The organism is Rhodococcus wratislaviensis (assembly GCF_041228765.1).
Classification (GTDB): Bacteria; Actinomycetota; Actinomycetes; order Mycobacteriales; family Mycobacteriaceae; genus Rhodococcus_F; species Rhodococcus_F wratislaviensis.
In genome coordinates this window covers 35,806-50,225 of the sequence record NZ_CP150490.1, presented here as the reverse complement: position 1 = coordinate 50,225, position 14,420 = coordinate 35,806, and the positions used below count along the sequence as shown (strand labels likewise).

Below are 14,420 nucleotides of genomic sequence, written 5' to 3'. Positions count from 1 at the left end.
TCGGAAAAGGATCGATTCTCGACACCTACTCGATCCGATGTTCAATGCCCTCCCAAGACACCAGGATGAAGATCGATGTCGGGGCGGGTCGTAGAAGATCGGCAGCAACGGAGGTTACGGTCGAACCGCGCCTAATCGGTGTCGTATGGTGGCCACCTGCTCGTCGGAGCCGATGAGCTGTGCGATCGCGTCTTGTTCGGCGTCGAAGGCGTCGGCCAGGGGTACACGACCGGCCATGTCAAGCAGTCGTTTTGCTTGACACAACGCGGTACGGCTGTGGGGCGCGATTTCGTGCGCCAGTTCGAGTGCGGCTTCTAGCGGGTCGTCTGCGAGTCGGGTGGCAAGTTTCATCTCCGCCGCCGCAGTGCCGTCGAACTTTCGACCGGTGAAGGTCAGTTCCTTCGCCATGCCGTCTCCGATTGCCTTGGGAAGCAGTTGAGTACCAGCCATATCGGGGACCAGGCCCCACTGGATCTCCATGACGGACAGCTGAGTGTCCGGTGCCACTATGCGGATGTCCGCACCCAGCGCGATTTGAAGTCCGCCGCCGAAGGCCACACCGTGCACTGCTGCGACGACCGGAACTGGCACCATCGACCAGACGTGGACCGCCTTCTGCCCCAGTGCTCGGGCGGCGCCGAACCGGTCGCCGATCACGACGGCATCGGCCCCGTGGTGCTGTTGCATCTGAGCGAACTGGGATAGATCCAACCCGGCACTGAAGGCACGGCCGGCGCCGGATAGGACTACGACGCGTACGTCTGTTCTGTCGATCAGATGCGAGCCGGCTTGCACCAACGCCTCGAGCATGGCGCCGTCGAGTGCGTTGAGTTTGCGCGGGCGGTCGAGGACCACATGAGCAATTCCCTGTTGCACTGAACATCTCACGCGGTCGGCGAACGAGACTTGCGTGTTCGCGGTCGTCATCGCACTCCTAGTCTGGACGGGTATGCCTTGGTGCGGCCGGGCGTATGCCGTGGTCGTCGATGGCGCCGGGGCCGGGGGGACTAACCTCGGGCTTTCACGCTGGTCATGCCCCGGCCGCGTGTTGATCATGAAGAAAGGTGCTCTGAACTGGGAGAATGTGGCTTGCTGAGGGCCGATATTCACTGCGTTCGAGGAGCACCTTTCTGGTGGGCAAGTCTACTTCGTGGTACCCGTCGCTGTCCGTTGACCCCGCCGGAACCGGTGTCGTGTCGCACGCCGGGGCGGTGTTGTTGCTACGCACCGCAGAGAAAACTGGTCTGACCACTGCGTTGTCGAGTGCGCTCGCACCCTGGCGAAAACCGACGACCTCCCACGATCCGGGCAAGATCATCGCCGATCTGACGATGGCACTCGCCCTGGGCGGCGACTGCCTGGCCGATATCGCGCTGCTGCGGGAAGAACCCGCAGTCTTCGGCCGGGTGGCGTCCGATCCCACCGTCTCGAGACTGATTACCGCATTGGCCGCTGACGCTCCGAAAGCGTTGGCGGCAATCAACTCCGCGCGTTCGACAGCCCGACGGATCGCCTGGAACGCCGCCGGTGAACAGGCTCCCGACCATGAGATCGACGCCGGACATCCGCTGATCATCGACCTCGACGCCACCCTGGTCACCGCCCACTCGGAAAAGGAAAAGGCTGCCGCCACCTACAAGAGAGGGTTCGGTTTCCACCCGCTGTGCGCGTTCGTGGACCACGGACCGGACGGCACGGGAGAGCCGTTGGCAATGATGCTGCGACCGGGCAACGCCGGCTCCAACACCGCCGCAGACCACATCGAACTGATACGGCAAGCATTGCGGCAGTTGCCGTTCACCGCCAAAGGCGGACGGATCGGACGCAAGGTACTGATCCGAACCGACGCGGCCGGCGGCACCCATGCCCTCATCGACTACCTGACCACACAGAAGTTGTCGTACTCGATCGGATTCGGTCTGACCGACACCATCGTCGCTGCGATCGAAACCCTTCCCGAGCGGGCCTGGATCGCCGCCTACAACGCCGACGGGCAACCCCGCGACGGCGCCTGGGTGACGGAGGTAACCAGTCTGCTCGAGCTGCCGGGCTGGCCCGACGGGATGCGAGTCATCGTCCGCAAAGAACGCCCACACCCCGGTGCACAACTGCGCTTCACCGACCGTGACGGGCTGCGGTTGACCGCGTTCGTCACCAACACCGAAGGTGGACAATTGCCCGATCTCGAACTGCGGCACCGGCGCCGGGCACGCTGCGAAGACCGGATCCGCATCCTGAAAGACACCGGCCTCGAGAACCTTCCGCTGCACGGTTTCGATCAGAATCGGATCTGGCTCGCCCTCGTCGCCCTCGCCGTCGAGGTCACCGCATGGATGCAGATGCTCGCGCTCACCGACGACCCAGCCAGTCGGTGGGAGCCGAAACGGCTACGACTACGCCTGTTCGCGACCGCCGGCCGCATCGCCCGTCACGCACGAAAAGTGCACCTGCGGCTGTCCGCCCACGCACCCTGGATCGACTTACTGATCACCGCATTGGCCCGTCTCAACGCAATCCCCGACCCCCACTGACCAGCACCAATCCGACGAACGAGACGAAAGGGAATCAACCTTCGGGGCCCTGGACCCCGACGACCACCCGACCGCGTCGGGCGAACGCGCGTTGCCGAGCACCGAATCCACGCCCGAAATACCCAACCTGAAACTGATCAGAGCGACACATCAGACGCATGCAAGATCGAGGCTAAAACGGACGTCACGTCCCCACCCGCAGAAATTGCGGGATGACGACCGACGGTCACCGGTCGTTGCGGCCAGCCGCGGCGGGTCGACTTTCGGACTGGCACCAGATCAGCCGGATGGTGTGTTGTGTACCAGGGCGGATGCCGTTGACGGTGTGGACCCTTGACCGGCCCCATCCTCGCCGTGCTCGTGTGCCGCCCGAATCTGTGGGCCGTGTTCGTCGAGTAGTGGGGCGCGGGTAGTGGGAACGGCGGGGGTGCGGGAGAACTTCAGCGGCTGACCGGCCACGACGAATGAGTCTGTACTGCCCGGGTGATCGAGTGTGAGGGCCATCTCGCGTGCTGCCACGTGGGGGTCTGCCATGATCTCGGCCGCGTCCCGCACTGCGCCGACAGGTACTTGACCGCCGAGGTGCGCGAGGATCTCCTCCTTGGATCGACTCCGAGCCCACCCGGCCAGCGCGTCGTAGACAGCTCCGCGACTGGCGACTCTCAGGTCGTTGGTAGCGAATGCGGGGTCGGCGGCGAGATCAGGGCGATCGATGAGTTCGCACAGCCGGCGCCAGCGGTTGTCGTTTGGCGCTGCGATCGCAACCCACCCGTCGTTCGCGGGCAGGATGTCGAATGGGCTGAGCAGTGGGTGCTTGTTTCCCTCCGGTTTGGGCACGGCACCGGTGTAGGAGTGCTGGTAGACGATCCGCTCGCACAAGGACATCACAGCGTCGTACATCGCGATGTCGACGAACTGTCCCGTTCCGCTCCCTCGCGCTTCGTAGAGCGCCGAGGTGATGCCGACTGCCAGCATCGTGCCGGGGAAAATGTCGGCGACTCCCGGTCCGACCTTGATGGGGGTGCCATCTTCGGTGCCGGTGATGCCCAGGATCCCTGCCATCGCCTGAATGACGACGTCGAAGGCTGGCCACGACTGGTACGGGCTTTCCCCGGAACGTGGATCACCGAAGCCGCGGAGAGCGGCGTAGACCAGTCGCGGGTTGTCCGCGGCCAGGGACTCGTAGGACAGTCCAAGCCGTTCCATGACGCCGGGGGTGAAATTCTCGACGAGGACGTCGGCATCGGCGGCGAGGGTGCGCAGTGTCGCGGCGCCGTCCGCAGTCTTGAGGTCCAGCACCACGCTGCGCTTGCCACGGTTCACGCTTTGGAAGTACCCGCCGAACGCCCGTGTGCTGTCGTCGGCGGGGTACGGTCCCGCCTTGCGAGAAAGGTCTCCCGAGGGGGACTCGACCTTCAGTACATCGGCTCCCAGGTCGGCGAGCAGCATGGTGCAGTACGGTCCGGCCAGGGCGTGTGTCAGATCGACAACACGCACCCCGTCGAGCGGCCCGGTCATTGTGCGGCCACCTGCTTCAGTAGCGGCATGAAGTACTGCTTGAATGCCTCCGGATTCTCCGACATCGGGAAGTGTCCTACCCCGGGCATCGTGGCGAAGGTGGCGCCGTCGATCTCCGCTGCCAGGGCCTGACCGGCCGCCGGGTAAGCGGACCAGTCGTATTCGCCGTTCAGGATGTGAACCGCGGTCTTGGTGGTGTCGATCGTCTTCGCGGTTTCGGTCAGGTCATGCTCGACGAGGTAGTAGTGGAGGTCGCCCTTGAAAACCGGCGGTGCACCTTGGCTGTAGACCCACACCGTCTCGCGTTTGAACGCCTCGGGGCTTTGCGGTGCGCACAGGGTGTACATCAGTGCGGGTTTGGTGTCGTTCGAAATGCGGGGGTGGTAGAGCCAGGGCAGGATGCGTTCGACGCCGTGGCTTTCCATCGCCGCTTCGATTCCGATCACGGCCCGGTAGACCCCGGGGTGGTGCAGTGCGAGATCGGGGGCCAGATGCCCGCCCATCGAACATCCCGCGAAGATCGGTCGGTCGAGTCCGAGGGCGTCGAGCAGTGCGAGGTGGAACGCGATGAAGAAGTTCTGCGTCAGTGAGTACTCTTCGGTCCACCACTGCTGTGATTCCGGCGGCAGTGACCGGCCGTGGAAGGGCACGTCGGGGGCGATCAGTCGATAGGTTGAGGTGAAGTCGGGGTCTTCGAGCAGGTGGCGCCACTGACGACTGTCGCAGCCGGCGGTGTGTTGCAGGATGACGGGCACCCCGGTGCCTGCTTCTTCGTAGTAGACCCGGTATTCCACGCCCTCGATATCGAGGTAGACGTAGCGTCCGGTGATGTCGGCGGTGCGGGCGCTCATGCTGTCACCTCGTCGTTCGCAACGGTGCGGAACAGATCGCCGAGGCGCCTGATGGCTGGGTAGTAGGCCATGATCATCTCCATGTTTCCCTCGATGCGGAACCCGTGGTGCAGCATCGCGGGGTAGAAGTCCTGGTAGAAGGCGATGGGTGTCGCGGCGAGCAGCGCACTCCACTGCTCGTGCGAGCCGGCCAGCTGGATGTCGTACGAGTCGAAAGGTGTGACGACAGGGTCGATCTCGGCTACCTTTCCGCCGCTCAGCACCAGCCGGAAGGACTGGGTCTCACCGATGACGACGCGGATGGTGGTGTCGAGGTGGCGCGCCTGCAGGGTGAACTCGGGGTCTGTGTCGAGGACGGCGCGCAATCGTGCGAGATCGAGCGGCAGTGTCGGGTCCATGGGATGTCCTTTCATCGAGATAGCGAGGTCAGGGTTGACGCAGCAGATGCTGGGCGATGATGGTTCGCTGAATCTCCGAGGTGCCTTCGAAGATCTGGGTCAGTCGGGCATCGCGCCAGTGCCGTTCGACGGCGTACTCGGTGGTGTAACCGTTGCCGCCCAAGACCTGTAGGGCGGAGCTGGCGACTTTCTCGGCGATTTCGCTGGCAAACAGTTTTGCCATCGAACATTCCTGCTGGCAGTCCTGACCGGCATCGAATCGGGCCGCGGCGTCGAGATAGAACGCGCGGGCCGCGGCGACCTGGGTGGCCATGTCGGCGAGCCGGAACTTGATTCCTTGGAACGAGGAGATCGGTTTGCCGAACTGAACGCGTTCTTGTGAGTAGGCGAGGGCGTCTTCGAGGGCGCCGCGGGCGGCGCCGACTGCCCGGGCGGCGGTGTGGAGCCGACCCCAATTGATCAGGTTGGCGAACAAGGCGAACCCGGTGCCGGTTTCCCCGTTGGGTCCGACCTGCATATGGGTGGCCGGAACCTCGAGGTCTTGGATCTCGAGGGCCCACGAGGTGATGCCGTGATAGCCGATTTTCGGGATCGGGGTGCCGGTGATCCCGGGCGGGAACTCACCTCGCGGTTTCTCCACCAGGAAGACGTCGAGTCCTTCACGGCGGCCCGGGGCGGTCCGAGCAAGGATCAGGATGGCGTCGGCCGCCTCGGCCCAGCCGCACCAGCGCTTGTGTCCGTTGAGTATGTAGGTGTCACCGCGGCGTTCGGCCCGGCAGGACACCGCGGCGACGTCAGAGCCGGCTTCGGGTTCGCTGAACGCGCCCGCGGAAATGAATTTGCCGGCCGCTTGTCGGCGGAGGATGTCCGCTCGCCAGGCGGGGTCGGCGACGGCGGAACCCGTCCCGTTGGCGCGGGCGATGATGCTGGCCGCGCTCATCCAGCCGCGCGACAGTTCTTCGGTGACCAGGCAGTACTCGGTCATGCCCAAACCCAGGCCACCGTACTCGCGATCGATCATGATGCCGAAGTAGCCGAGCTCAGCCATACGGTCGACGATCGACCACGGAATGTCCGCATGTTGCGGGTCCAACTTGTTTGCGACCGGGAGCAATTCGGTCGCGGTGAATTCTCTCGCCTCGTCGCGCAGCTTTTCCTGTGCGAGCGTCAGGATTGTCATAGTTCCACCGTCACGGTCTTGACTTGGGTGTAGTGGTGCAGCGCCTCAGCGCCCTTTTCGCGGCCGTAACCACTCTGTTTGTAGCCACCGAATGGAGTCTCGATGGCGGCGGCGAGCCAGGTGTTCACGTAAACCTGTCCGGCCTCGAGCCGGTCCGCCATCCGCAGCGCACGAGAGATGTCCGAGGTCCAGACACCGCTGGCGAGCCCGAAGTCGCTGTCATTGGCGATCTGGACGGCCTCGTCCTCGGTGTCGAAGGGGATCACCGCCAGCACGGGACCGAAGATCTCCTCACGGGCGATCCGCATGGAGTTGTCGACGCCGGTGTAGATCGTCGGCGGCACGAAGAAGCCGGCGCCCCGTCGGGTAGCGGAGAACGGCTCGCCGCCGAGCGCGGCCGTGGCACCGTCGTCGCGGGCGATCTTGAAATACTCCAGCACCTTGTCGTACTGGGCGCCGGTGGTGAGCGGTCCGAGCCGGCCACTCGAGGTCAGGGTCTGGCATGCGTCGACGAGCCGGTCGACGAACTGGTCGTGGACGGCGCGTTCGACCAGGAGCCGCGTGCCGGCCGAACAGATCTGGCCGGTGTTGAGCGAGAAGGCGTTCAGGGCCCCGGTCACCGCACGGTCCATGTCCGCGTCACCGAAGACGATGTTCGCGGACTTGCCACCGAGTTCGAGCGTGAGCGGGATGATCCGATCGGCAGCGACGTGGCCGATGTCGCGGCCGGCGCGCACCGACCCGGTGAATACGAGCTTTCGCACGCCTGAGTTCTCCACCAGCGCGCGGCCCGCGGTCCCGTCGCCGGTGACGACGTTGAGGACTCCGTCCGGCATGCCTGCTTCGGTGGCCAGTTCGGCCAGTCTCAGGGAGGTGGTGGAGGTGAACTCGGAGGGTTTGAGTACCACGACGTTGCCCGCTGCCAGAGCCGGTGCGACGGCACGAGATGCCTGGTTGAGCGGAGCGTTCCACGGCGTGATCACGCCCACGATGCCGAACGGCTCGCGGCGGGTGAAGCAGTGATGTCCCGGGCCGAGATCGATCGTCTCGCCGTGCAATGCATTCACCAGTCCGCCGTAGAACTCGAAATAGCCGGCCGCACCGGCAATCTCCATCGGAGCTTGCCAGGCAGGTTTGCCGGTCTCGGCGCTCTCGAGTGCGGCGAGTTCGTCGGCATGGGATTGGATCATCGCCGCGAGCCGCATCAACACCCGGCCGCGTTCGATCGGCTTCTGCCGGCGCCACGCGTCGGCCGCAGCGGACGCCGCGTGGACGGCGTCCGCGACGTCCTCGGCGGTGCCCAGTGCGATGTCCGCTGCCGGGCTGGCGTCGGCCGGGCTGCGGGTGGTCAGTCGCTCGCGGCCGTGGCTGGGCGTGCTCTGGCCGTTGATCCAGTGGTCAAACCTGATGATCATGTCTGTGGTCTCTTCTCGAACGGTTCGGGTGCTCCCGGTTCGCGGTCTGGTGTCAGCGGACGAGGTCACGGCCGATGATTTCCTTCATGATCTCGTTCGTGCCGCCGTAGATGGGTTGGATGCGAGCGTCCGCGTAGGCCCGAGCGACGGGGTACTCGAGCATGTAGCCGTAGCCACCGTGCAATTGCAGGCATCGGTCGACGACGCGCTGTTGGAGGTCGGAGAGCCACCACTTGGCCTTGGCCGCATCGACGGCGGAGAGCTCACCGTCATTGAGAAACGCGATCGATCGATCCAAATAGGTCCATGCCACGTCCAGCTCGGTTCCGATCTCCGCGAGGACGAAGCGGGTGTTCTGGAAACCGTCGATACGCGTGCCGAACGCCTTGCGATCGCGCACGTAATTCTTGGTCCAATCGAACGCCGACTGGGCGCTGGCGAGGGAAGTGGCAGCAATGGACAGCCGCTCCCGGGGCAGCCTCTCCATGAGGTGGCCGAATCCTGCCCCGACGGTGCCGAGGACGTCCGCGTCGGTCAGCACGACGCCGTCGAAGAACAATTCGGCGGTGTCGTTGCCGCGTAAGCCCAGCTTCTCGAGCTTGCGACCCCGACGGAACCCCGGTGTCGTGGTGTCGACGAGAAACAAGGTGAACCCGCGTGCCCCCGCATCGGCGTCGGTGCGGGCGAACACCACGACCACGTCGGCGAGGATGCCGTTGGTGATGAAGGTCTTCTGCCCCTCCAGAATCCAGCCGTCGGCGGTGCGTCGGGCGGTGGTACGCACTCTCTGGAGGTCACTGCCCGCACCAGGCTCGGTCATGGCGAGCGCCCCGATCGCAGTACCGGCGCACATCGCCGGTATCCATCGCGACTGTTGGTCGGTGGTCCCGAGATCGATCAGATACGGCAGGACGAGATCGTCCTGCACGGAGAGCCCCGCGTTGAAAGAGGCCGAGTCGGCCGCGCAGAGCTCCTCGATGACCACCATCCGGTACCGGTAGTCGGCGACCCCACCGCCGCCGTGTTCGGAGGGGGCGCCGATCCCGAGCAGTCCCAGCGATCCGGCCATCGACCACACCGACCGGTCCACCAGCCCCGCCTGCTCCCAGCGTTCCCGGTGGGGGGCGACCTCACGGGTTACGAACTCCCGCACGGTCTCTCGGAAGAGATCGTGATCAGCGTCGTACAGGGTGCGCTTCATGACGAGCTCAGGCTCCCGGTTCGAAGCGGGTCGTCCGCTGCATGCCGAAAACTCGGCCTCGTTCGGCGGTGGGCACCGCCAGCTTGCGGCTCGCCTCGTCGATCATCTCGTCGCCGAGCATCACGGCGCCCCGGCCGCCGCCGGCCTCGGAGGTGTAGTGCGCGTAGGCCTCGAGGATCAGTTCGGCCTTGTCGTAGTCCTCTTGAGTGGGCGCGAAGACCTCGTTGGCCGTGTCGAGCTGGCCCGGGTGCAGCACCCACTTGCCGTCGAAACCGTAGGCGGCGGCGCGTTCCGAGGCGGCCCGGTAGCCGTCGGTGTCACGGATCAGTGCATACGGGCCGTCGATGGCCTGCAGGCCGTGCTTGCGGGCGGTCATGGCGATCGTCATCAGGACGGTGTCGAACGGGTCGAATCCGGACGAACCGGGTGCGCCGATGGTCAGTGCGGGCATCTTCATAGCCGCCATGAAGTCGCCGGGGCCGAAGATGAGGGTTTCCGTGCGGGCCGTGGCGGTCGCGATTTCCTCGATTTCGCTCAGCCCGGCGGGGCCTTCGATCTGCGCTTCGATGCCGATCCCCCCTTCGGGCAGGCCCTGTTCGCGCTCGACCTGGGTGAGCAGAATGTCGAGCCAATGGATGTGTGCGACCTTCTCCACCTTGGGGAGCATGATGCAGTCCAGGTTGGCCCCGGCGCCGCGGACAATCTCGAGGACGTCTTCGTGTGCCCAGACGGTGTCGGCGTCGTTGACGCGCACCACGCGGGTCTTTCCGGTCCAGTCGCCATGGTTGAGGGCCTCGACGATCGTGGCGCGGGCCGCGGGCTTGGCGATGGGGGCCACCGAGTCCTCGAGATCGAGGAAGATCTGATCCGCCGGCAGGCCCTGGGCCTTCTTGATCATCTTGTCGCTGCTGCCCGGGACGGCCATGCACGAGCGACGCGGACGGAAGGGGCGGTTGTTCAGCATTGTCAGTCAGCTTTCTGTCGAGATGAGGGAGGAAGAGGATGCGGTGGGTGCCGCGGGTTGTTCTGCGGCTCGGCGGCGGACCTGGACCCGGCGGGTGGTCTGGCAGACGATCTCGCCTCGCTGGTTGACACCGAGGTGCCGGAACGTCACGACGGCGTCACCACCGTCGAGCGGGTCGATGGCAAGCACCTCGGTCGCGGCGCCCACGGTGTCACCGTTACGCACCGGTACCGGGAATCGGATGTCGTCGAGACCGAGTTCACGCACGGCCTGCCCGGTGGTGTCCTGGGTGGCGAGACCGACTGTCAAAGAGAGGGTGAGACCGCCGAAGTTGATTCGCTCGCCGAAGGCGGTGTCGGCCATCGCTTGCTCGCTGAAATGGCCGGGCGCACTGTTCATCACCAGCAGGGTCAGCCCGTTGAGATCGAGGTCGGTGATCGTGCGTGAGCGGGCGTGCCGGAACCGTGCTCCGACCGTGAAGTCCTCGGCATAGCCGTCCGGCACCGCCAGAAGCTCGGTGGAACTCGTGCGCCGGCGCACGAGGTTGGTGCGGTGAAACTCGATCACTGCCTGTCCCGCGGTGTCACGGCCCACGGTGTGCCAGGTGACGATGCCGGTGTCGGGGCGCGTCTCGGATGCGCGTGCCTCTACGACCGTGCTCGACGCGTAGACGGTCTCGCCCGGGTAGACGTCGCGGAGGTACGTGACATCCGTTGCGCCGAGGAACGGTCCGCCGAGCTCGCTGAGGTCCTCCACGCTGAGACCGAAGACCACCGAGAACACCAGCAAAGGGTTGATCACCTCGTCGGGGTGCCCCGCCGCCTCTGCGGCTGCCCGATTGAAGTGCACAGGGTTGAACGCGAGTGTCTGGGTGCTGAAGGTCAAGTTGTCACTGGCGTGGATCGTCCGACCCCAGTGGTGATCGAAGACTCGCCCGACGACGTGGTCCTCGAAAAAGGTGCCGCGAGGGATCAGTGGCCAATTCACCGGATCCGTTGTCATGCGAAAAATCTCCTAAGCGTTTCATCTAGTGACATGTCGTGACACTGAGTGGCACGCATTGAGTGTGTATCGCCGGTCACATCGTTGTCAAGAGGCGCGTGAACCAGGCATTTCTCGATTCAGGGAGTGTTCGATGCCGCCGGGCATACCATCTGTGCCATAGAATGAACCGCTGTGCGAAGCTTCCTCACATTCCATGATTGGACGTAGCCCCTGATGACCAGCACGCGATCCGAGGTGGACCCGGTAGTCGACCAGCCGCAGGCGGCAACCGGACCGGCGGGCACGCAGACCCTTATTCGCGGTCTGCGTGTCGTGGAGGCCGTAGCCGCTCAAGGCCAGCCGATCGGAGTCGGCGACCTCTCCCGCCAACTCGACCTTCCGAAGTCGACGGTGCAACGGCTACTGCGCACTTTGCAGCAGGAGGGATGGGCGGAGACCTCGGACGAGCCGATCACCCGGTGGCAACTGAGTCCGCGGCTGCTCGCCCTGGCCCGCCGGAATGCGCCGGCGCAGAGCCTTCGTGACGTGGCGCTTCCCTATCTGACCGAGCTGGGAGAGCGCACCGGGGAAACCATCCATTTCTCCCTGCCAGATGGTGACAGCCAGTTGGTCCTCATCGAGCGAGTCGACTCGATTCATCCAGTCCGAACCTTCAACCAGATCGGGGCAGGAGTCGCATTCCACACCAGTGCGAGCGGGAAAGCGTGGTTGGCGATGCTGCCCGACGACGAGCTCGAGGCGATGCTCGCGCGACCGCTGGCCAAGCCCACTGCCAACAGCATCGTCGACCCCAAGCAGCTCCTCCACCAGATCCTCGAAGCGCGAGAACGCGGGTACGCAGTCAACATCTCCGAGAACCGTGCCCACGTGTGCGCGATCGGTGCCGCAGTTCCCGGCCCTTCCGGCCGGCCCGTCGCGGCAGTGGCGATCAGCATGCCCGACATTCGGTTCATGCCCGCCCGAGTGCCGGAATGGGGAAGCTGGGTACGGCAGACTGCGCAGTCAATCGGCGATGCGCTCGCCGATTGACCGCGCGAGTGGTCACTGAATGGAACGACCACCGTCGACGTCGAGGCACACACCGGTGAGGAATCCGGCCTGATCCGACGCGAGAAAAGCGATGGCTGAGGCGACATCGTCCGGCGTCGCGATGCGGTCCATCGGAATGTTCGCGGTCAACCCGGTGCGAGCCTGGTCGTCGAGTTCGTCGATCCCGAGCGCGTTTTTGATGAAGCCGGTCTGCGCGACGACCGGATTGACTGCGTTCACCCGGATCTGCGGACCTACCTCGGTAGCCAGACTGCGGGTAAGCGTGATGACCGCTCCCTTGGTCGCGTTGTAGATCGACAGCCCTGGTCGGGGTCGCTTGCCGGCGATGGAGGCGACGTTGATGATGACGCCGCCTCCGGCCCGGGTCAGAGCCGGGATGGCGTACTTACTGCCCAGGAACACACTGCGCACATTGACGGAGAGCTGGAAATCCACATCCGCCACATCCATGTCCACCAGGGGCATGTTCCGGTGCGGCAGTCCGGCATTGTTGACCATGACGTGCAGGGCGCCGAAACGTTCTTCGGTGACGGCGACGAGGTCACGCATGGCATCGGGATCGGTGACGTCGGTGGTCACCGCAATCGCGGACGGCAGTTGGTCCGCCACCTCTTTGGCCCTGACGCCGTCGATGTCGGACACCACTACGTTTGCGCCGCCGGCAGCGAAGGTTCGTGCAGTTGCAGAACCGAATCCGCCGGCACCGCCGGTGACGATGACGGTGCGGTTGTCGAAAGAAATTTCCATGTCGTACTCCTGATTCTCGGTGGGGCTCGGAACGTGGCGCGAAGAGCCGATCACTCCAGGCGGAGAAGGCTTGTCACGGTGGAGACATTGCTGCCGTCGGGCAGCTCCTCGATTGCCCCTATCAACGCGGTGCATCGTTCGGACCCGACCACGGGGCCGACAAGCTCGTGGAATTTCTCGCGCACGATCGCACGCCGCTCACGCGCTGTGAGAGGTAAGGCCGAGTCAGCCGAGGCATGCAGTGCCGTCCCTCCCTCGAGCACGACGCGGACATGGGTTTGCTGAGGGCGTAGTGCCGCATCGAACCTGATCCGGACGCGTTCGGCCACCGATCTCAGGTCGGGGTCGAGGACGGCCGCGTGGGTGAAATCCATGACCTGGCACGAACCCCGAACGAGGGCCAGTGCTGCGGTGAACGCCAGGCTGAACTTGCCCTCCAACGGTGTCGTGGCCACCGGGATCGCGCAGACAGTTCGCAACAGCTCCGGCACCGTCAGCTCGATCTCGCGCACGCGCCTAGGGTCGAGACCCTCGCGCAAAGTCAGCAGCGCATCGATCGCTGCGTGGGTACCGAAGCATGCAGCGTGCCTCTTGACCAAAACCTCACGTAGGTACCATCTCTCGGCAAACGGAACGATCACCGATTCAACAGCGGCCGCGTGACCGTGAGTTGCCGCGAATCCACCAGGCCCGAAGAGGGCATCACCCGGAGCTGTGACACCGGCCGCGGCCAACTGGGCCGAAAACAGTCCCGCCTCAGACGCCCGCCCCACCTGCATCGCTTTACCCATCGAGCCGAACACCGCGCGTAACCCTGCAGCTTGCGTCGCTGCGAGACCCCAGGCGCGTTGGATGCCGGCCGGCCCGAGACCGAGCAGGTGCGCGACACCGGTTGCGGCTCCGAAGACTCCCACCGTGGCGGTGGGATGGAATCCCGCCTCGTAGTGCCGGGGCGCAAGCGCGGCACCGATGCGGGCTTGGGCTTCGAACCCGGCGATGTACGCGGCGAGCAGTCGGCCGCCGTCGACACTGCTCGGATGAGCTGACGCCTCGGCTTGCGCCCACACGGCAGGAAGAAGTGGCGCAGACGGGTGGAGCCCGCCCACAGGCAACCAGTCATCGAAGTCCAGAACATGAGCCGCGATGCCGTTGACCAGCGCTGCTGAGCGCGGCCCCACACGGGCCCTGTCGCCCAGTCGCGTGCAACGACCAGAATCGTTGGCGACCTCAGCCACCAGCTTCACGACTTCATCACACGAGCCACCGATCGCAACAGCCAACGTGTCGATAATGCAATCCACCGCGATCTCGACGACGTCCGCCGGAACAGCCGCAAGTCGAAGCGCCGCCGCTTCCGATGCAATGTCGGCTTCACCAGCACCCGAAGTTTCCGTCATCAAATAGTCCCCTTCAAAGGATCGTGCCGTCAAACAGCATGGTGGTTCATTCAGTGGTGTCAATCCTTCATCAACGCGATCGCAATCGCGGGAAGTTCCGGCCCTGCCGCCCTTGACAATCGACTTCCAGCAAGCTGTGATGGGCATCACGCCACTCCATGGC

The 14,420-nt window shown here is 64.9% G+C and carries 13 protein-coding genes; 2 read left to right on the top strand and 11 right to left on the bottom strand.

Annotated elements, in window-relative coordinates:
• Nucleotides 1-114 precede the first annotated feature (114 nt).
• The gene (locus WKC72_RS41635; protein ID WP_370185850.1) at nucleotides 115-927 is read right to left on the bottom strand and encodes a crotonase/enoyl-CoA hydratase family protein; all 813 of its coding nucleotides are present in this window, start codon (nucleotides 925-927) and stop codon (nucleotides 115-117) included.
• 206 nt (nucleotides 928-1,133) lie between these two features.
• On the opposite strand from WKC72_RS41635, the gene WKC72_RS41630 reads away from it, so the two are divergent.
• Nucleotides 1,134-2,531, top strand: a complete 1,398-nt coding sequence (locus tag WKC72_RS41630) for an IS1380 family transposase (protein WP_370185847.1) — start codon at nucleotides 1,134-1,136, stop codon at nucleotides 2,529-2,531.
• A gap of 279 nt (nucleotides 2,532-2,810) precedes the next feature.
• Here WKC72_RS41630 and WKC72_RS41625 read toward each other — a convergent pair whose 3' ends face one another.
• From WKC72_RS41625 to WKC72_RS41590, 8 genes are read right to left on the bottom strand one after another with little or no spacing between them, the layout of a single operon-like run.
• Nucleotides 2,811-4,049: a CaiB/BaiF CoA transferase family protein gene (locus tag WKC72_RS41625; protein WP_370185845.1), complete on the bottom strand. Its 1,239-nt coding sequence runs from the start codon at nucleotides 4,047-4,049 to the stop codon at nucleotides 2,811-2,813.
• The gene (locus WKC72_RS41620) at nucleotides 4,046-4,900 is read right to left on the bottom strand and encodes an alpha/beta fold hydrolase (RefSeq protein ID WP_370185843.1); all 855 of its coding nucleotides are present in this window, start codon (nucleotides 4,898-4,900) and stop codon (nucleotides 4,046-4,048) included. Before WKC72_RS41620 ends, WKC72_RS41625 begins: the two co-directional genes overlap by 4 nt.
• Entirely contained in the window at nucleotides 4,897-5,298 is a 402-nt protein-coding gene (locus WKC72_RS41615; RefSeq protein ID WP_370185841.1) for a hypothetical protein, read from the bottom strand. The genes WKC72_RS41620 and WKC72_RS41615 overlap by 4 nt, the downstream gene beginning before the upstream one ends.
• A gap of 28 nt (nucleotides 5,299-5,326) precedes the next feature.
• Complete coding sequence (locus WKC72_RS41610; protein ID WP_370185838.1) at nucleotides 5,327-6,478, bottom strand: acyl-CoA dehydrogenase family protein; 1,152 nt, start codon at nucleotides 6,476-6,478, stop codon at nucleotides 5,327-5,329.
• A complete protein-coding gene (locus WKC72_RS41605) occupies nucleotides 6,475-7,893 on the bottom strand; it encodes an aldehyde dehydrogenase (RefSeq protein WP_370185835.1) in 1,419 nt (472 codons plus the stop codon). Before WKC72_RS41605 ends, WKC72_RS41610 begins: the two co-directional genes overlap by 4 nt.
• A 52-nt stretch (nucleotides 7,894-7,945) precedes the next feature.
• Nucleotides 7,946-9,094, bottom strand: coding sequence for an acyl-CoA dehydrogenase family protein (locus tag WKC72_RS41600; protein ID WP_370185832.1), 1,149 nt, complete (start codon nucleotides 9,092-9,094; stop codon nucleotides 7,946-7,948).
• Between the two features lie 7 nt (nucleotides 9,095-9,101).
• On the bottom strand, nucleotides 9,102-10,058 hold the full coding sequence (locus tag WKC72_RS41595) for a CoA ester lyase (RefSeq protein WP_370185830.1): 957 nt from the start codon (nucleotides 10,056-10,058) through the stop codon (nucleotides 9,102-9,104).
• A 6-nt stretch (nucleotides 10,059-10,064) separates the two neighbouring features.
• On the bottom strand, nucleotides 10,065-11,060 hold the full coding sequence (locus tag WKC72_RS41590; protein ID WP_370185827.1) for a MaoC family dehydratase: 996 nt from the start codon (nucleotides 11,058-11,060) through the stop codon (nucleotides 10,065-10,067).
• 216 nt (nucleotides 11,061-11,276) lie between these two features.
• Here WKC72_RS41590 and WKC72_RS41585 point away from each other — a divergent pair, with 216 nt between their 5' ends.
• Nucleotides 11,277-12,092 (top strand): IclR family transcriptional regulator, encoded by an 816-nt coding sequence (locus WKC72_RS41585; protein ID WP_061041286.1) that lies wholly within the window; start codon nucleotides 11,277-11,279, stop codon nucleotides 12,090-12,092.
• A gap of 12 nt (nucleotides 12,093-12,104) precedes the next feature.
• On the opposite strand, the gene WKC72_RS41580 is transcribed toward WKC72_RS41585, so the two are convergent.
• Complete coding sequence (locus WKC72_RS41580; protein ID WP_370185823.1) at nucleotides 12,105-12,860, bottom strand: SDR family oxidoreductase; 756 nt, start codon at nucleotides 12,858-12,860, stop codon at nucleotides 12,105-12,107.
• Between the two features lie 50 nt (nucleotides 12,861-12,910).
• Complete coding sequence (locus WKC72_RS41575) at nucleotides 12,911-14,404, bottom strand: MmgE/PrpD family protein (protein ID WP_370185820.1); 1,494 nt, start codon at nucleotides 14,402-14,404, stop codon at nucleotides 12,911-12,913.
• Nucleotides 14,405-14,420: the final 16 nt, after the last annotated feature.